Below are 17911 nucleotides of genomic sequence, written 5' to 3'. Positions count from 1 at the left end.
ATCATTTACGGTCACTACAATTATGGAATACGATAACACCAATTGATAAATATCGTGAAATTATGGGTGTACCTTTACCTAAAGTTTGGGAAGCTTTATTACCTAATTATTCTAATGAAGTAAGGGAACAAACAGATGCATATTTTTTAGAAAGACTAATTGAAAATATAAAGAACGGAAATGGTGCTTTATATCCGAATGTAAAGGAAATTTTTAGTTTTATAAAAGAAAATAACTGTTCCATTTACATTGCTAGTAATGGTTTAACGGAATATTTACAGGCAATCGTATCTTATTATGGTTTAGACCAATGGGTTACGGAAATATTCAGTATTGAACAAATACACTCGCTAAATAAAGGTGACTTAGTTAAAGGTATTTTGAAGAAGTATGATATACAAGAGGCAGCGGTAGTTGGGGATCGTTTATCGGATATTAATGCGGCAAAAGATAATGGTTTAATTGCGATTGGATGTAATTTTGATTTTGCACAAGAAGATGAGCTTGCTCATGCTGATTTAGTAATTGATGATTTAATGGAACTGAAGGGGATATTACCAGAATTGAAGAATACGTACATAACAAAATGAATAAGTTCACATTCAAATGAATGCTCAGGATAATATATTCTTGGGCATTTTTATTTTTTAAAAAGATACATTTGGATAGAGAAAGTGGGGGAGTAAGCTGGAAAATATACAAATAAAACGAATTGGAGATTTGCTAAAATATGAGGTCAATCACCTTGTCCAGGAAAGTAAAGAAGAAGGATTTAACTTCTTAATAAAACTAATAAATGAATATGAAAGTAAAAGAAATACGTTTAGTAAAACAGGTGAATGTTTATATGGAATCTTTCGAGAGGATACGTTAATTGGAATTGGAGGATTAAATCAAGATCCGTATACGAAAAATAATAAGATTGGTCGATTAAGAAGATTTTATATTGCAAAAGATTACCGGCGGAAAGGATTAGGAAAGTTACTGTTAGGGAGAATCTTAAGCGATGCAAAAATCTATTTTACTATTGTTGTCTTACATACAGATACAGAACAGGGGGATAAATTTTATACTTCGAGTGGATTTGCGAAAGGGAAAATGTATGTAGGAACAAGCCATTATCTAAACTTAGATAAAAGGATGTAGTGAATTATTATTTGATCCCCAAGAGAACGTTCGTTCTGTATTATGTAGATTTATGGTATAATTTATTTGAATCTACTATTAGAATGGGGATTAGATGATGGGAGAAAATAAAATTATTAATGATTTTAAAGATTATTCAATGTGGATAACCACATTGAAAGGTATGAAAGAAGAATTGTGGACAGCGCCAATATCAGAGGGGAAATGGACTATTGGTGAGATTGTATCTCATATTATGAATTGGGATGACTATCTTTTACGTGAGACATTATCATCAGTGAGAGATGGACAGGGAATGGAGTTCCCTGACTTTGATACATATAATAAACAAGCCTCTAATTATGCAAAATCAGGTATATCTAAGATAAAACTTCTTGAAGAAGCACAAGCTAAAAGAGATTTACTTGTTCAAGAGCTTAACCGACTGTCTATTGGAAAGCTAAAGGAACATTTAACTGCCAATGGAGTATCATATTGTCCTCATACTGGAATGCCGTACTCTCTAATATATATTATTAAAGAATTCGTAGATCACGATAACCATCACAAAAGGCAGATTATTAATTTTTTAAATGAAAATCAAGTTGTTAACTGATAAAGAAAGATCCCGCGAATGATACTTGCGGGATCTTTAATTAATTATAATTTAACATTCATTTGTTTCAATAAAGTTTTCGGATTACCTTTTACATAATAAAAATGCGGATTATTTTCATCATCGTAAAGCATAATATAAGGTTTTTCATTAAGCGGGAGAAGAATAAGTACCTCATCAATTGTTGTATGTAACCATTGATTTGTAATAGAAACTGGTTTAGATAAAGGGATTTTTATCATGTGACCATCTTTTGGAACGACGTTTAAGTTTTTGAACGGGCCAGTAATGTATTTAGCATATTGAACAGCTTCTTTTTGAATAGCTGGATCTAAAGATTGTTTTTGAACGACCATTTCTTTTTTACAATCAAATACTTCAATTTGTTTATTTGTATTTGCGAACGCATTTGTTGATAATAAAAAGAAGAGAAGAGTAATGACTCCTATTTTTTTGAACATGAAACAACACCTCACACTTACTATACCCTCAAACGTTGTAAATATTTTTATGTCACATTGATGTAACAAAGAAGTTGTATGATAAAATTGATATTTGTTTATAAGTAATGGAGGAAATGTAATGAAAGTATTAATCGCGGATGATGAACAAGATATGCTGAAAATTTTAAAAGCGTATTTTGAAAAAGAAGGCTTCGAAGTTTTATTAGCAAAAGATGGAGAGGAAGCACTTCAAATATTTTATGATGAGAAAATTGACCTAGCTATTTTAGACTGGATGATGCCGAAAAGTAGTGGTATTACTGTCTGTCAGGAAATAAAAAAGAATTCGAGTGTAAAAGTATTAATGCTTACTGCGAAAAGTGAAAGTGAAGATGAATTAGCAGCTCTTCAAAGCGGGGCAGATGAGTATGTGAAAAAACCATTTCACCCAGGAGTGCTAATTACGCGAGCGAAAAAACTTGTACAGCATGAAGATGTTATTCAAGTTCAAGATTTAAAAATAGATTTCACCAAAAATAAAGTATATAAAAATGAGAAAGAATTAGACATTACAAAGACAGAATTACAATTAATAAAGTGCTTTTTAAATCATAAAGGCACGATTTTAACGAGGAAAAAGTTGTTAGATATCGTCTGGGGATTTGATTATTTTGGGGAAGAGCGAACGGTTGATACGCATGTAAGAAGATTACGTAAAAAAATAGGAGAAAATATTATAAAGACACATCGCGGTTTAGGATACAGTTTGGAGGAAGAGTGTGAATAAACTCGGTAAAAAGTTATTTTTCAGCATCTCTTTAACAGTCATCCTTATTTTTGCCATCTCTTTATTATTAATTAACTATTTTTTACCAAAATATAATGTGCACAAAACACGTGAAAGCTTAGAAGGCATTACAGCGCAAATCCAGTCAATACCGCGTAAAGAGCTGGATGATGCTATAAATCGTATTGAAAATGAAGGTAATGTTACGATTGCTTATACATCAATAAATAGTTCAGAAGATGCTATTAATGAAGAATTACGCATGCAACTTACAAAAAAGAGAGTTGCATTGAATAAACTTTGGATTACAAAAGAAGAAATTACGAAAGTGAAGAACCTCGGACAATCGAATAAAATATATGATCAAGAAAAGATAAAATCTATTTTTTTTGCGAAATACATTGCGAAAGATGATATGTTGATTTTAGTAGGAGTTTCTATCGCACATTCAAATGAAGTAATTAAAACGCTTAACTCATTTTATTTATACATTTTGGGATTCTCACTATTTCTTATTATCGTGCTCGTCTGGATTTTTCAAAAACAATCACTACGCCACTGAATGAATTGAGTGATGTCGCAGAAGATATTTCACGTCTGAAATTTAAACGGACGAAAGTTAAAACGAATGATGAAATAGGTGATTTAGCAAATAGTATAAACATTATGAGTGATAAATTACATGAAGCACATCAAGATTTAACAGATCGAAATGACCACTTAAAACGATTTATGGGCGATGTAACTCATGAATTAAAAACACCAATCGCATTAGTAAAAGCATATTCTATGGGAATAAAAGACGGTTTAGATGATGGCACATATGTTGATACAATCATTAAACAAACAGATCAAATTTCAAATTTAATTGAAGAGTTATTGCGATTTTCTAAACTAGAAAGAGATATTTTACAAAAAGAAGAATTCCCTATTGAACCACTAGTACAAAGTATAATAGATAAGCATAAGATTGAACTGGAGTCGAAAGAACTCAAGTTGCAAGTGAACTATAGTGTTGGTGACACGATTGTTTATGCTGATTTAAATAAAATGAGAATGGTCTTTCAAAATTTAATTTCTAATGCGATAAAATATACAACGAATCAAAATATAAAAATCATATTAGAAGAGAAAAATGGCATTGTGTATTTTCAAATTCAAAATGGTATTGCTGCTGAGGGAATTAAAGAGATAGATAAAATTTGGGAGCCTTTTTACGTATTAGATTCTTCTCGCAGTAAAGAAAAATCAGGTACTGGATTAGGATTAGCGATTGTAAAAAGTATATTAGAAAGACATGGTTTTGAATACGGAGTTTCGGTAGAAGATGGAGAAATACAATTTTATATGTATATAGAAAGGAACTAATTGTTATTAGTTCCTTTTCTATTATCTTGAAAGATTCGAATGTTTTACAAATTTCTCAACTTTCTACGAAATATAAACTGAATTTTCTGCATTTTTAATGTATAGTAAAAGAAGGAATATATGGGGAGGGAAGGGCATGAAAAAAAGAAAATAGCAATTACACTATCGACTATATTATCTTTAACAATTACTTCAGGAGTTTCTAGTATGACTGCACATGCAGAAGAAAATGAAGGGAGCTCCGTAAAAGACAAAAATGTTATGTTAAATGGTCAAATTTCAGAGGGTTTAATGTCAAATACGAAAATTGAATTAGAAAATGGGATGACGAAGCCAATCTATTCACTTGATGAAGCCATCGTAGAAAATCTATTTGTAGAGACAGAAGTTGATAGTGATCGTGATGGTAAAAAAGATCGTGTATCAGTAAAGGTTATGCGTCCAAAGACGAACTCAGATGTGAAAGTCCCCGTTATTTATGAAATGAGTCCATATCGATCAGGATTAAAAGATGTTCCTGTTTATAATGTTGATGAAGAATTGTATGCGTATGAAGGAAAACCGTATGGGGCAGTTAATCTTGGGTCGTATGGTAATTATTATGTTCCGAGAGGATATGCAGTCATTTTAGGCGAAAGTATCGGAACTGGAAAATCAGATGGATGTCCGACAACTGGAGATGAACAAGAAATACTAGGGACGAAGTCTGTCATTGATTGGGTAAATGGGCGTGCGAAAGCATATACAGAGGATGGTAAGGAAGTAAATGCAAATTGGTCTTCGGGAAATGTAGGAATGACAGGAGTTTCTTACAATGGTACGTTACCGAATGCTGTCGCAACGACAGGAGTGGAAGGGTTAAAAACAATTATTCCAATCGCAGCGATTAGTAGCTGGTATGATTATTATCGTGCAAATGGGGCGGTTATTGCGCCAGGTGGATATCAGGGAGAAGATACAGATAATATGGCAGAAGCAATACTAACAAGAAAGAACCCTGAAGTTTGCGGGCAAATTATTAAAGAACTAACAGCTGGACAAGATCGTAAAACAGGCGATTATAACGATTTTTGGGATAAACGTAACTATGTAAAAGATGTTAAGAATGTGAAGGCTAGTGTGTTTGTTGTTCACGGTTTAAATGATTGGAATGTAAAAACGAAGCAGTTCGCACAGTGGTGGGAAGCTCTTGGCAAAAATAATGTTCCTCGTAAAATGTGGTTACATCAAGGTGGACATGGTGGAACATCAAGTAATAACTGGCAACAAACCCAAAATAAATGGTTCGATTATTGGCTATATGGAATTGAAAATGGAATTATGGATGAACCGATGGTAGATGTACAACGTGAAAATAAATCGTGGCAAAAAATAAAAAATTGGCCAGATCCAGCAGCTGTACCATCAAAAGTCCGTATGTATTTAAGTAATAAAGCAGTCAATCTACCATTAAGTATGGGATCAGTAAACAATGTTTTCTCATTAGTAGATGATGCTAAAATAAAGTCAAATCAACTAGTAGAAAACCCTGAGTTAGAAATAGCGAATCGATTAGTATATACAATGCCTGTACTGCAAAAAGATATGCGAATAAGTGGTACGCCTAAAATTTCAATAACAGGAAATATTGATCGATCTGTTTCGAATTTAACAGCTTTACTCGTTGATTATGGCGGAGCGAGGCCTGAAATTGTAACGAGAGGTTGGATGGATCCTCAAAACTTAAATAGTATAGAAAATTCAACAGCGATTCAACCTGGTAAAGATTACACATTTACATGGGACATGCAGCCAGATGATTATGTATTTAAAGTAGGGCATCAAATGGCGGTCGTTTTAATCGCAAGTGATTACGATTATACAATTAGACCGAAAGCAGGAACGAAGCTAACGGTGAAATTGAGTGAAGTGACATTGCCGATTGTGAAATAAATAGTTTTTGATAAAGAGCTTACTATAGTAAGCTCTTTAAATTTTGAAATAGAAATGCCTACAAACATAGGGAGTGTATTATGCATTTCTATTGGTAGATATAATAATATTTACAACAAATAAAAAAATTGCATTAATGATTAAAAGGCCACTAAAGGTAAAAGCGGCAAAACCTCCAGCTAATCATCTCCTACTTTTTTTCCCATTACGTGCAAAGTGGCAAAGAAGAAAATGGGAGAAGAAAGAATGAAAATACCACTGGCTATTTTCCATATTCGTTTACACTGCTTTGCTATAAAGAAAATTAGAACATTAATAGCGATAAGAAGAAAAAGAAATCCAATTAATGAATTCATCATATCCTCCTTTCAGTATAAGTCTGAATTTTGGTTTCTATATGTTCATTTTGAAGGGAATATTATACAATATGATTATATTCTATAGAAAGCGAGTGATATATTATGACAGTCAGCTCTTTCGAATTCTCATTAAAATTTGAGGTACGGAAAGATTAAGTAAATTAGAATCTTCCGTACACATAAAACGGAGGAGAAAATAAATGTTTAGTTATTATAGTACACTTTGTACGGAATTATATGATTTCACAAAACCTGTCGGTTACTCTTTGAAAGGTGATATTGAATATTATCAAGATCGTTTAAAAAGTTGTAAAGGGAGAATTCTCGAAGCAGCAGTAGGATCGGGACGTGTCATTATTCCATTTCTTGAAGCTGGCTTTAAAGTTGATGGGATAGATTATTCGCCTGAAATGCTAGATTCTTGCCGTATGCGGTGTAAAGAGAGAGGCTTGCATCCTAATTTATATGAAGGAAGCTTACAACAATTTTCACTGCCACATAAATATGAAGCGATAATAATTCCTACTGGATCCTTTTGTTTAATTGAAAATCGTGATGATTCTATAAATGCTCTGAAATGTTTTTATCGACATCTTAATCTAGGTGGGCGTTTAATTGTAGATCTTGCGTTTCCATATGACTGGAAGACGGGTGAGATTCATACATCGACTTTTTCTCTGCCAAGCGGGGACGGAATTACATTAGAAAATAAATCAATTGAAATAGATTGGCTTAACCAAGTAACTGTATCATATTTAAAATATGAAAAATGGAGTAAAGGACAGTTAGTACAAACTGAACTACAACGTTTTGCAATGCGGTGGTATGGAATAGAAGAGTTTAAGCTCCTTTTAGAAAGTATAGGTTTCACTGACATTACTTGCTCTGCTGACTATGTTTATGAAAAGCAACCGTCAAATGCAGAACAAATTATTACTTTTGAAGCTGTACGAAAGTAATAATATAGGAACTATTCATGAAAATAAGGCAATCGACACAACATCGACTGCCTTATTTTCAATTTTAGGATATGTTTTATTTCATTGTTTATAGAGAAAAATCGGAGGCAAACAAATGAAATTCATCTTAATATTTGGCCCGCAAGCAGTCGGGAAAATGACGGTCGGGCATGAGTTAGAAAAAATAACTGATTTAAAGCTATTTCATAATCATATGACGATTGATTTTGTTAGCTCGTTTTTTGATTACAGTACAAAGCGGAAGCACAACGGTTAGTAAGTTTGTTTCGTAATGAACTGTTTGAAGAAGTGTCTAAAAGTGATTTATACGGAATGATTTTTACATATGTATGGGCATTTGACCTTCAATCGGCTTGGGAGTACATAAACCATGTAGTAAGTATTTTTGAATCAAAAGGCGCAGCAGTATATTTTGTAGAGCTCGAGGCAGAATTAGATGAAAGATTAGAGCGAAATAAAAGTCCACATAGACTAGAGCATAAACCGAAAAAAAGAGACATTGAATGGTCTGAAAAAAATTTAAAAGAAACGATGAAAAAACATAGATTAAATTCATTTCATGATGAAATTGAAAAAGAAGAGTACATAAAAATTAATAATACTCATTTGAGTGCTAAAGAAGTAGCTGTAATGATTAAGGAAAAATTCCGATTGTAAAATACTTAAATGCTGTTACGTTTTCATTGTCCAAGCATTCTCCTACTAACTACATATACTATTTATGTTAAAGTCAGTCACTATTTAAAATGGGCTGTTATTTTACTATAAATGACACTTTAGAGAAGTGGGAGGAATAAACTTGGAAAACGAAGAACAAGGAAGAATCGAAAATCAAGTGTATTCTAATCGAGTTGTAAGATCAGAATTTGATGAGAATTGGGAAACTTGTATTTCAAAAAGTGGTTATGTAATCTATGTAGCGACAAGTGATCATGCTGAAGTAATAGTTTTACTTTCAGATGGTTCAAGTAAATTATTAATCTTCGAAAAAGGCGGTAAAGTAATAGTAGGCGGTGGTGGAACAAGCCATTATAGTAAACCGCATATTGCAAGAAACATTTAATGTGAAAATGATAATCGAGAAGACGCTGGTAACCTTATAGTCTTTAATTTTTATATGGAGATACGTATAATAAAGTGAGTTTTTGTTTTAGGTTCTGGCGTTTTTCTAACAAAAATAAGATGAAAAAGATCTTTAACGTATAAAGGTCTTTTTTGTTTTATTCACAAATCAAATTAATGGAGGTGAGCTAATAATGAAAAATAGTGGAGTAACCTATGTTCTTTCGGGAATTCTCCTATTTGACCTTACATATATAACTTTCGCAATTTACGCGGGTTCATTAGAAATTTGGGATAGACCAAGCGGAAAATTCTTTACTGCATTTTATGAAATCCAAGGTACAATTTTATCAGTAATTTCAATTTGTTTTGTTATAGAGGGATATACTGTATACATAAAAAAGTGTAGTGAAAAACAATCAGCCTTTCATGTACTATACATGAAAGGCTGATTGTTTTTATGTGTTGGAGGAGTCTTTTAGAAGAATTGTAGTTTTTAGATTGATAGTTAAAACTGTAACAGTTTATGTATAATTAATATCATTTTGTCAAATGAATGTCACATAAAAGTCTTATAGTGTATATAGAAAGTGAAACATATACAAAGCAGGAGATGAAATGATGAAAAAGGCACTACAATATATATTCATATTATTTACGTTAGTTACTTTAAGTTATGTAATTTATATTAACTATGAAAAGCAGAAAGAGATTAAAAATAATAAACAAGTAATTAGTGAAGTTGCAAAGAGGTATGATATTCCAGATTGGATACCATTATCTATTGCTGATCATGAAACAAAATTTGATCGAAAAGCGATAGGGGATAACGGAACATCTTTCGGATTATTCCAATTACATCGTGGTGGATTAGCACCAGCGCAATTATCGGAAGAGAGTTTAGTGGATTCGCGTATAAATACAACGATAGCAATTTCAAGTATGGTCAAATCGTATGAACGTGGTGTGAAAAAAGGACTGCAGGATTGGGAGTTGCTTAAATATGTTGCTAATACATCAGGGTGGCCAGGAAACTTAGGGGGAGAATGGACAGATAATAATACGAAATATAATAAAGGGCTAGAACAATCATATCAATTATATAAAAAAGAGAAGTAGATATAAAAAGGCATTTTCAATTTGGGGAAATGTCTTTTTTATGTTATAGTATAAAAGTGTTTGGGTGTTATGTTATTTCGATATATCTTCAAATTTGTTGTGTAGTATTTTTATATTAAATAACTACTAAAATCATTTTTTTATATAAGGAGTAAGAAGTAGGGATATGAAAAATATAGATTTTATACTAGAAAGTGATGAAACATTAAAACCGTCAGAACGCTTAGTACTATTATTATTAGAGAAGCATAGAATGTTATATACGAACGATCTATTAGCTCTTTCAAATTTATCATATAAAACATTAACAGATTCACTAACAGCACTCGTTTTAAAGTCTTATGTTTTAAAGGATACAGGTAAGGGAAGAAGGCAGAATTGTTATAGATTAGTATGATAAGAGTACTGCTATAGATTCTTGCTATATATGTATTTTTCAAATGTAAGGATAAATTCCATTTTTATTTTCAAACGATAAAAAACTATTAATTTAAGTAAATAGCCGGTTTTGATATATAAAGAGTTTATGGCTGCTAAATATATAATTTCATTTCATTTTTATTAATGTTTATTAGTTGTAAGTGAAAATGATATTTTTTTAAACAATTATAAAAATGAAATTCAAAAACAATCTACTCATTAGAGTCGGTTGTTTTTTTATTAGGATAGCGAATTATAAAAATAATATTATTATGTAAACTTAATTATTTAGAAAGGAACATGTGATTATTAATGGAATTTATTAAGGGATACTTAATATTTGTATACATGGAGGTTCATTATGAAACAAATCATATCAATATCACAAGCAGTCATAAGCGGGGAAAAAGAAAAGGTAGTAGAAATCATTAATACGGATCCAAGTGTTGTTAACGAATTTAGTGAAGAGGGCTGGACACCACTTCATTTAGCAGCTTATTTTGGACAGAAAGAACTAGCAAGCTTCCTTTTAGAACAGGGTGCAGATATACATATTAGAGCAAAAAACGAAAATGAAAATACGCCACTTCAAGCAGCAATTGCGAACAAACAAAGCGAGCTTGTAGCTTTCTTAATTGAAAAGGGATCAGATGTGAATGCAGTTCAAAGTGGTGGCTGGACAGGACTTCATGAAGCAGCGTTATTAGGAAATGAAGAAATCATTATATTACTTCTTGAAAATGGTGCTAATAAAATGATTAAGAAAAATGATGGGAAAACCGCATATGATATTGCTTTAGAAAAAGGGTATGAATCCCTATTACATCATTTGCAAGAGGAAGTGAGCTTATGATTAGCCACTGGAATGTAGGGATTTTTCTTTTTAATGAAGTGGAAGTGTTAGATTTTGCGGGTCCATTTGAAGTTTTTTCCGTTACAGCAACAAGTGAAGGTCAACTATTTACAGTTCGTACTGTTAGTCAAGATGGAGAAATGGTTACAGCGAGAAATGGATTAAAGGTACAACCGGACTATAGTATCGAAAACTTGCCTCCAGTTGATATTTTAATTATTCCTGGTGGATTAGGTGTTAGAGAAAACGAAATGAAAAATGAAATAATAACAAATTGGATCCGCGAGCAAATGAAAGAAGTAAAGTTAATGACTTCTGTTTGTACGGGTGCGCTTTTACTTGCGAAAGCTGGATTACTCGATGGCTTCAAAGCGACAACACATTGGGCAAGTATTGAAAGTTTTAGAAATGATTTTCCGAATGTGGAAGTATTAGAGAATGTAAAGTTTGTAGATGAGGGGCATATTATTACGTCTGGAGGAATTTCAGCTGGAATTGATATGTCATTTCACATTGTGAGAAATTTGTTGGGTGCTCGGGTTGCTGAAGAAACAGCGAAGATGATGGAATATGATATTGATTTACAATATTAAAAAGTAAAACAAGACGAGCAGTTGGATATTTCCAGCTGCTCGTCTTGTTTTATATTGACTGAATATGCGCTAATTCCTCATCTGTAAGAATCGGACGGATAGACGAGTTTGCATTTTCTTTCGCTTGTTTTTCTGTTTTTGCGCCAGGAATTGCGACCGATACCGCTGGATGAGTGAGGACATAACGAAGCGCAAGTTGCCCTAAGGTTTGATTTTTATTTGAGAGTAATCGTAGTTTCTCTACTTTTTGTAAATCTTCTTGAAACCACTTTTCTTTTGGCCATTCTTTGCGTAAATCTCCGTCAAGAAAAGTTGTTTTATTTGTAAATTTTCCAGTTAATATCCCCATTTTTAAAGGGCCGCGTATAACAGCTCCTAAATTGTTCTCCTGTAGGTAGGGCAGTATGTCGTTTTCTGGTTTTCGGTTTAATATGTTGTAATCAAGTTGCACAACATCAATTTCATTGTTTTTATTGAAGTGTTTTATATATTGTATGTCGTGAGTTGAAACACCAACAGCTCTTACTTTTCCGTCCCGTTTTAATATTTCAAATGCTCGTAAAAATGCTTCTGTTTCTTCTTGTTTATCCCACCAAATGTGACAGAAATAAACATCAATATAATCTGTTTCTAGGCGCAGTAAGCTAGTTTCAAATACTGCGATCACTTTTTCTGCAGTATTATAAACAGGCTCTCCACTTGGATCATAGTGATGCCCAATTAAACCGCCTTTCGTTGATAAAACGATATTATTACGGTGCTCTCTTATCGCTTGAGTTACTAACCTTTCACTATGTCCTAATCCGTATACATCAGCAGTATCAATAAAGTTTACGCCACATTCAATTGCTTTCTTCATAGCGGTTATAGATTGTTTGTCGTTAACAGGACCCCATTCATCGCCGCCAATCGCCCACGCTCCAAAGCCAATTTCAGAAACAGTAATTCCAGTTTTACCTAATGTACGGTAGTGCATCATTTTTCCTCCTTGTAAGCATGTTATAACATCGGTATGCAAAACTAGAATTTATATGTGTAAAAATGTTTTCTACAATTGGGGAAAAAGAATAACATAAACTACTATTTTATAGCAGCATAAATAAAAATTCTCATTTTAAATACAGAGATGTCGTCGAACGCTATCTCTAATTGGTTAATTTGTGAGATTTTTTTGTGAAGGAGGTTATTTTATAAGAATAGAATTTAAGTTAGTAAGAGATCGTGCCTATGGTAGTGAGAAAATATGGGTTAGGGGGATTTGAAAATGAGGAAACTCAAAAGAGTCAATGTTCCTAATATACCAGAGCAACTATCACAGCCTAACGACAAGCGAACTATAAATAAGAAGAAGTTAAGGCGTTTTATTTTCATGTTCATTTTTATTGCTGCGACTACTTTGTACGTTCAATATATTTTAACGAAACAACAAGAAGTAATTAATGGCAAAAAAAATACAATAACAAATCAAAAGAAACAATTAGTTTCTTTAAAGAAAGATCAAGGTTCTTTAAAGACTAACATTGAGAATTTAACCGATAATGAAGAAGAGATTTTAAAGTTTGCTAGAAAAGAGTATCAATTTTCTAAGTCAAACGAAACAATATTCGTATTACCAAAGTGAAGTGGTGGAACAGTTAGCGATAGCTAACTGTTTTTTGATGTATGAGGGAAAAGTTATTTGTAGTGTGAATGTCATGGTACAAGGAGCAATGACATATTGTAAAAATGAGAAGTTTGAGCCAATTTTAATTGTTTTAAGAGATTTTCATAATTATGGAATATATGTCAAAATAAATATTGTTAAAATTCTGTCAATTGTATATAATACAAGGTAAGCGGATACATTTTTTAATCAACGTTGAGTTAACAGCTTATACGTCTGTTAAGAAAACCGTTATCCTCGTATAAGAAAGGAAGATAGCTGTGTACGCTTCAAATACAATTTACGTCGTAGGGGATGCGAAAGCACCTCAAAATAATCCCATTACTGAAAAGTTCAAAAGTTATTTTGTAGCATTTGTACTTGAGAAGGATACAGGGGAAATTGTAGATGCAGATTGCTCAGCCACAATTGCATTAACATCTCAATTTGTTAAATATTTGTTTCTACATAAAAATATTAATGACCCAGCATTAGTAACAGAAATAAAAAATCGGTACTTCGGTTCGTCTCAAAAGGCGCTACTTGTAGCGCTAAAGGATGCACAGAAAAAATATAATCAGATCGCTGCTTTGTCTACCCATTCATAGACAAAATCCAGCCGTAAGAATCTTCTTATGGCTGGATTTTTTTGTTTCATATTAACGGAAAAGCCACCTGGATATTAAAGTATCACTCTATAAATAATGAAAGGATGAACAAAATGAAAATTACCGATGTGAAGGTAAACCGCCGACATGTAAAGCTTCATACACCGTTTAAAACTGCGCTTCGCACTGTAACGGAAATCGAAAGTATAGATGTGTTTATTCATACAGATGAAGGGATTGTTGGAAAAGGAGCTGCTGCAGCAACACCGGTTATTACAGGTGATTTTGCCAACGGGATTGAGGAAGCAATATTAGGGCCAATTCGCTCCGTATTAGTTGATAAAGATGTGCTGCAATTTCAAACGTTATTGTTACACACTCAAATGAGCTGTATAGGAAATACAAGTGCGAAAGCGGCGGTAGATATGGCTTTATACGATGTATATTGTCGATTTCACAACATACCGTTATATGCATTGTTAGGTGGGAAGAAAGAGATTCATACTGATATTACAGTAAGTGTGGATGAGCCTTTATTAATGGCAAAAGAAGCGAAAAAGCATATCGAAAAGGGATTCCAAACATTAAAAATTAAGGTGGGTAAAGAGGCACATTTAGATTTAGAACGCATAGAGGCAATTCGAAATGTAGTACCAAAGAATACGACGTTACGTTTAGATGCAAATCAAGGATGGAAACCGAAAGAAGCGGTTTCTATTATTAGAGAAATGGAGAATAGAAATTTAAATATAGAATTTGTAGAACAACCAGTTCATGCGAAAGATTGGGAAGGATTAAAGTACGTGAAGGACAATGTACAAACGCCTATTATGGCAGATGAAAGTATGTTTTCGGCAAGCGATGCATTAAAGATTGTCCAAGGAGGATATGCAGACCTACTTAATATTAAATTAATGAAATGCGGTGGCATACGAGAAGCATGGAAAATTGCAGATATTGCGGAAGCAGCAGGTGTGAAATGTATGGTTGGAAGTATGATGGAACCTTCACTTTCAGTTAGCGCTGTTGCCCATTTAGCTGCGGCACATCCGAATATTCATTACTTTGATCTTGATGCACCGTTATGGTTAGTAGAAGAGCCAGAAGGGATGACTTACACTGGTCCAAAGGTAAACCTACATTCTATAGTGAATATACAATCTTAGAAGTAGTACCTAGTAAACTATCTTATAAGGGGGATATATATGAAAAAAGTAGGAACTGCATTTTTAACAACTTTATTTATATTTTCATCGTTTACTTCGGTGAATGCTGAAGAGAAGAAGGATAGTAAAGCATTTATAGATGTATCTGCTGCAACGTTATGGACTGCACCAGATTCATTACGACCAATTGATGCACCGAGTGCGACAAATCCAGTTGATTTATGGAAGTGGACGAAATCAATGACGCTAGATGAGAAGCTTTGGTTAACGAGTGCAAATAAATTAGAAACGCAAGCGCTACTCGGTCAAGAAGTAACGGTTGTTGATAAAAAAGGTGACTGGGTGAAAGTATTAGTCCACGGTCAGCCAACACCAAGAAACCAAGTAGGTTACCCGGGATGGATGCCCGAAAAACAATTAACGTATAATCAGGAATTTGCAGATAAAACAAACGAAGCTTTTGTATTAGTAACGAAACCGACAGCAATTGTATATATTAACCCTTCTGAAAAACATAAATCGCTTGAAGTCAGTTATAATACGCGTTTACCGCTATTAAGTGAAGATACGATCTCATACCGCGTATTGTTGCCAAATGGTCAGAAGGCGTGGCTACGGAAAAATGATGGGACTGTTTACCATTCTCAAAATGATATTCCGACTCCAACCGCTGATGACTTAATAAACACCGGAAAAATGTTTTTAGGATTACCGTATATATGGGCTGGTACAAGTGGTTTTGGATTTGATTGCTCTGGATTTACACATACGATTTATAAATCACATGGCATTACAATACCGAGGGATTCTGGGCCACAATCAAAAGCAGGAATTGCGGTTGATAAAGAAAACCTACAAAAGGGCGATTTAATATTCTTTGCACATAATCAAGGAAAAGGTAGTGTTCATCACGTTGCCATGTATATTGGTGATGGAAATATGATTCACTCACCAAGAGCTGAAAGATCGGTAGAAATTATACCGCTAAATACACCAGGATATATAGAAGAATACGCTGGTGCTCGTCGTTACTTACCTTAAAAAAGATAGGGGGGCTTTATATGAAGAAGGTTGTTCGCTACTCATTAGTTAGTACTCTACTTGTATCTTCATTTTTAGTAGGCTGTGCTAAAGAAAAAACAGCTACAAAGCCGAAAGATGAGAAGAAAGTATTACAACTATTAGAAACAGGTGAAATTCCATCATTAAATTCAGGGAAAGTAACAGATGCGGTATCATTTAACGTTTTGAATAACGTAATGGAAGGGTTATTCCGTTTATCGAAAAATGATGAAGTGATTCAAGCGGGAGCACAAAAATATGAAGTGAGTAAAGATGGTAAGACATATACATTCCACTTGCGTGATGCGAAATGGTCTAACGGAGATCCAGTAACAGCTCATGATTACGTATATGCTTGGAAGCAACTTATAAATCCAGATACAGCCTCTCAATATGCATATATCGCGTACGATGTGAAAAATGCGGAGAAGATAAATAAGAAACAATTAGGCTTAGAAGAATTAGGTGTGAAAGCAAAGGATGATAAAACGTTCGTTGTAGAGCTGGAACATCCTGTACCGTATTTTACGAAACTACTCATTTTACCATCTTTCTATCCAATTAATGAAAAATATGCGAAGGAGCAAGGTGATAAATACGGGTTAGAGGCAAATAAAGCGATATATAATGGGCCGTTTACATTATCAGAGTGGAAGCACGAAGCGAGCTTTACAATGAAGAAAAACGATAAATATTGGGATAAAAAAGAAGTGAAGTTAGATGAAGTAAACTATCAAATTGTTAAAGAAATTTCAACTGCGGTAAATTTATATGAGACAGATAAAGTTGATAGAGCTGTCATTTCAACAGAATTCGTAGATAAATATAAAAATAATAAAGAGCTGAAACAATATACAGATCCGGTTATGTATTTCTTCCGTTTCAATGAAAATGTGCCGATTCTTAAAAATAAAAATGCACGTCTTGCGCTAAGTACAGTGTTTGATAAAAAGGGCTTGGCGACATCATTTTTAAATGACGGATCAGTTGCTGCGAATTATTACGTACCAAAAGGATTTTTAAAAGGACCAGATAAGAAAGATTTTAGAAGTACGGCAGGTGAGTTTAATAAGACGGATGTAAAACAAGCGAAAGAATATTGGGAAAAGGCGAAGCAAGAGACAGGCACAAATGAAGTGACGTTAGAACTATTAAACTATGACTTAGAGAACTTTAAAAAGGTAGGCGAATATATTAAAGAACAGCTTGAGAAAAACTTACCGGGGCTAAAAGTAACTGTGAAATTACAACCACATACGCAAAAATTAGCGTTAGAGAAGAAAAAAGAATACGAAATGTCGTTATCACGTTGGTTACCTGATTATCCAGATCCAATGACATACTTAGAAGTTTTCCTTTCGGGAAGTACCGTAAATAATACAGGATATGCAAATCCAGAATATGATGCGTTAATTAAGAAGATTAAAACAGAATTAGGTAATGATGAAAAAGCTCGTTGGAAAGCACTGCAAGATGCGGAAAAAGTGCTCCTTGATGATGCGGTAATTGCACCAGTATTCCAGCGCGGTCTTTCTTACTTACAAAAACCATATGTGAAAGAATTATATGTACATCAATTCGGTCCAGCTACAAGTTTAAAATGGGCAGATGTACAAAAATAAAGTGATGGAGAAACAGACTTCACGTATGTGATAGTCTGTTTTTTCTTATAGATTCAAATGAATTATAGACATTTTATAAGTTTTTTCATAGCTTAAAAATAAAATTATTACATAAATTCCAGTGTGAAATTTATGTAGAATCTTGTATAATTAA

The 17911-nt window shown here is 33.3% G+C and carries 19 protein-coding genes and 4 pseudogenes; 20 read left to right on the top strand and 3 right to left on the bottom strand.

What is annotated here, in order from left to right; translation table 11 throughout:
* The 3 genes from JFU54_RS29335 to JFU54_RS29325 all read left to right on the top strand — a co-directional run.
* Window positions 1-590: HAD family hydrolase (locus JFU54_RS29335; RefSeq protein ID WP_201067742.1), on the top strand; the 590-nt coding region annotated here is incomplete at its 5' end.
* A 130-nt stretch (window positions 591-720) separates the two neighbouring features.
* Window positions 721-1146 (top strand): GNAT family N-acetyltransferase, encoded by a 426-nt coding sequence (locus JFU54_RS29330; protein ID WP_374101010.1) that lies wholly within the window; start codon window positions 721-723, stop codon window positions 1144-1146.
* Between the two features lie 97 nt (window positions 1147-1243).
* Window positions 1244-1741, top strand: coding sequence for a DinB family protein (locus tag JFU54_RS29325; protein WP_016091565.1), 498 nt, complete (start codon window positions 1244-1246; stop codon window positions 1739-1741).
* Window positions 1742-1785: 44 nt separating this feature from the next.
* Here the strand turns inward: JFU54_RS29325 and JFU54_RS29320 are convergent, their stop codons facing one another.
* Window positions 1786-2202 (bottom strand): hypothetical protein, encoded by a 417-nt coding sequence (locus tag JFU54_RS29320; RefSeq protein ID WP_201067740.1) that lies wholly within the window; start codon window positions 2200-2202, stop codon window positions 1786-1788.
* Window positions 2203-2323: 121 nt separating this feature from the next.
* On the opposite strand from JFU54_RS29320, the gene JFU54_RS29315 reads away from it, so the two are divergent.
* From JFU54_RS29315 to JFU54_RS29305, 3 genes and pseudogenes are all read left to right on the top strand, one after another.
* Window positions 2324-2971: a response regulator transcription factor gene (locus tag JFU54_RS29315; RefSeq protein ID WP_000865958.1), complete on the top strand. Its 648-nt coding sequence runs from the start codon at window positions 2324-2326 to the stop codon at window positions 2969-2971.
* Window positions 2964-4339: pseudogene (locus tag JFU54_RS29310) on the top strand (sensor histidine kinase). The gene JFU54_RS29315 and the pseudogene JFU54_RS29310 overlap by 8 nt, the downstream one beginning before the upstream one ends.
* Window positions 4340-4459: 120 nt before the next feature.
* Window positions 4460-6271: a Xaa-Pro dipeptidyl-peptidase gene (locus tag JFU54_RS29305; RefSeq protein WP_201067738.1), complete on the top strand. Its 1812-nt coding sequence runs from the start codon at window positions 4460-4462 to the stop codon at window positions 6269-6271.
* Between the two features lie 78 nt (window positions 6272-6349).
* Here the strand turns inward: JFU54_RS29305 and JFU54_RS29300 are convergent.
* Window positions 6350-6627: pseudogene (locus JFU54_RS29300) on the bottom strand (hypothetical protein).
* A 203-nt stretch (window positions 6628-6830) separates the two neighbouring features.
* Between JFU54_RS29300 and JFU54_RS29295 the strand changes: the two are divergent.
* From JFU54_RS29295 to JFU54_RS29255, 8 genes and pseudogenes are all read left to right on the top strand, one after another.
* A complete protein-coding gene (locus JFU54_RS29295; protein WP_201067729.1) occupies window positions 6831-7589 on the top strand; it encodes a class I SAM-dependent methyltransferase in 759 nt (252 codons plus the stop codon).
* A gap of 115 nt (window positions 7590-7704) precedes the next feature.
* Window positions 7705-8267, top strand: a pseudogene (locus JFU54_RS29285) (AAA family ATPase).
* Between the two features lie 142 nt (window positions 8268-8409).
* Window positions 8410-8673 (top strand): hypothetical protein, encoded by a 264-nt coding sequence (locus JFU54_RS29280; protein ID WP_201067725.1) that lies wholly within the window; start codon window positions 8410-8412, stop codon window positions 8671-8673.
* Between the two features lie 193 nt (window positions 8674-8866).
* Window positions 8867-9081: pseudogene (locus JFU54_RS29275) on the top strand (hypothetical protein).
* Between the two features lie 209 nt (window positions 9082-9290).
* Entirely contained in the window at window positions 9291-9791 is a 501-nt protein-coding gene (locus tag JFU54_RS29270; RefSeq protein WP_002012946.1) for an invasion protein, read from the top strand.
* A 166-nt stretch (window positions 9792-9957) separates the two neighbouring features.
* Window positions 9958-10188: a hypothetical protein gene (locus tag JFU54_RS29265; RefSeq protein ID WP_000789035.1), complete on the top strand. Its 231-nt coding sequence runs from the start codon at window positions 9958-9960 to the stop codon at window positions 10186-10188.
* A gap of 384 nt (window positions 10189-10572) precedes the next feature.
* Complete coding sequence (locus JFU54_RS29260; protein WP_201067723.1) at window positions 10573-11064, top strand: ankyrin repeat domain-containing protein; 492 nt, start codon at window positions 10573-10575, stop codon at window positions 11062-11064.
* Complete coding sequence (locus JFU54_RS29255) at window positions 11061-11657, top strand: DJ-1/PfpI family protein (protein ID WP_033709175.1); 597 nt, start codon at window positions 11061-11063, stop codon at window positions 11655-11657. Before JFU54_RS29260 ends, JFU54_RS29255 begins: the two co-directional genes overlap by 4 nt.
* Before the next feature lie 49 nt (window positions 11658-11706).
* On the opposite strand, the gene JFU54_RS29250 is transcribed toward JFU54_RS29255, so the two are convergent.
* Window positions 11707-12633: an aldo/keto reductase gene (locus JFU54_RS29250; RefSeq protein ID WP_201067721.1), complete on the bottom strand. Its 927-nt coding sequence runs from the start codon at window positions 12631-12633 to the stop codon at window positions 11707-11709.
* A 288-nt stretch (window positions 12634-12921) separates the two neighbouring features.
* On the opposite strand from JFU54_RS29250, the gene JFU54_RS29245 reads away from it, so the two are divergent.
* The 6 genes from JFU54_RS29245 to JFU54_RS29220 all read left to right on the top strand — a co-directional run bounded on the left by JFU54_RS29245 (window position 12922) and on the right by JFU54_RS29220 (window position 17757).
* Window positions 12922-13278: an FtsB family cell division protein gene (locus JFU54_RS29245; RefSeq protein WP_002085024.1), complete on the top strand. Its 357-nt coding sequence runs from the start codon at window positions 12922-12924 to the stop codon at window positions 13276-13278.
* The gene (locus tag JFU54_RS29240) at window positions 13217-13492 is read left to right on the top strand and encodes a hypothetical protein (protein WP_201067719.1); all 276 of its coding nucleotides are present in this window, start codon (window positions 13217-13219) and stop codon (window positions 13490-13492) included. The genes JFU54_RS29245 and JFU54_RS29240 overlap by 62 nt, the downstream gene beginning before the upstream one ends.
* An 88-nt stretch (window positions 13493-13580) precedes the next feature.
* Window positions 13581-13907 carry a DUF3870 domain-containing protein gene (locus JFU54_RS29235; protein WP_002012954.1) on the top strand — a complete coding sequence of 109 codons (327 nt, stop codon included), beginning with the start codon at window positions 13581-13583 and terminating at the stop codon, window positions 13905-13907.
* 104 nt (window positions 13908-14011) lie between these two features.
* Window positions 14012-15073: a dipeptide epimerase gene (locus tag JFU54_RS29230; RefSeq protein WP_201067717.1), complete on the top strand. Its 1062-nt coding sequence runs from the start codon at window positions 14012-14014 to the stop codon at window positions 15071-15073.
* A gap of 39 nt (window positions 15074-15112) precedes the next feature.
* Complete coding sequence (locus JFU54_RS29225; protein ID WP_201067715.1) at window positions 15113-16114, top strand: C40 family peptidase; 1002 nt, start codon at window positions 15113-15115, stop codon at window positions 16112-16114.
* A 20-nt stretch (window positions 16115-16134) separates the two neighbouring features.
* The gene (locus JFU54_RS29220; RefSeq protein WP_201067713.1) at window positions 16135-17757 is read left to right on the top strand and encodes a peptide ABC transporter substrate-binding protein; all 1623 of its coding nucleotides are present in this window, start codon (window positions 16135-16137) and stop codon (window positions 17755-17757) included.
* Window positions 17758-17911: the final 154 nt, after the last annotated feature.

Source organism: Bacillus sp. TH19 (assembly GCF_016651075.1).
GTDB lineage: Bacteria > Bacillota > Bacilli > Bacillales > Bacillaceae_G > Bacillus_A > Bacillus_A mycoides.
This window is presented reverse-complemented; position numbering and strand designations above follow the sequence as displayed.

Coding starts and splice junctions, on each gene's coding strand:
- JFU54_RS29325 (WP_016091565.1), top strand. CDS start 1,244: ATGGGAGAAAATAAAATTATTAATGATTTTAAAGATTATTCAATGTGG.
- JFU54_RS29320 (WP_201067740.1), bottom strand. CDS start 2,202: ATGTTCAAAAAAATAGGAGTCATTACTCTTCTCTTCTTTTTATTATCA.
- JFU54_RS29315 (WP_000865958.1), top strand. CDS start 2,324: ATGAAAGTATTAATCGCGGATGATGAACAAGATATGCTGAAAATTTTA.
- JFU54_RS29305 (WP_201067738.1), top strand. CDS start 4,460: ATGGGGAGGGAAGGGCATGAAAAAAAGAAAATAGCAATTACACTATCG.
- JFU54_RS29295 (WP_201067729.1), top strand. CDS start 6,831: ATGTTTAGTTATTATAGTACACTTTGTACGGAATTATATGATTTCACA.
- JFU54_RS29270 (WP_002012946.1), top strand. CDS start 9,291: ATGATGAAAAAGGCACTACAATATATATTCATATTATTTACGTTAGTT.
- JFU54_RS29265 (WP_000789035.1), top strand. CDS start 9,958: ATGAAAAATATAGATTTTATACTAGAAAGTGATGAAACATTAAAACCG.
- JFU54_RS29260 (WP_201067723.1), top strand. CDS start 10,573: ATGAAACAAATCATATCAATATCACAAGCAGTCATAAGCGGGGAAAAA.
- JFU54_RS29255 (WP_033709175.1), top strand. CDS start 11,061: ATGATTAGCCACTGGAATGTAGGGATTTTTCTTTTTAATGAAGTGGAA.
- JFU54_RS29250 (WP_201067721.1), bottom strand. CDS start 12,633: ATGCACTACCGTACATTAGGTAAAACTGGAATTACTGTTTCTGAAATT.
- JFU54_RS29245 (WP_002085024.1), top strand. CDS start 12,922: ATGAGGAAACTCAAAAGAGTCAATGTTCCTAATATACCAGAGCAACTA.
- JFU54_RS29230 (WP_201067717.1), top strand. CDS start 14,012: ATGAACAAAATGAAAATTACCGATGTGAAGGTAAACCGCCGACATGTA.
- JFU54_RS29225 (WP_201067715.1), top strand. CDS start 15,113: ATGAAAAAAGTAGGAACTGCATTTTTAACAACTTTATTTATATTTTCA.
- JFU54_RS29220 (WP_201067713.1), top strand. CDS start 16,135: ATGAAGAAGGTTGTTCGCTACTCATTAGTTAGTACTCTACTTGTATCT.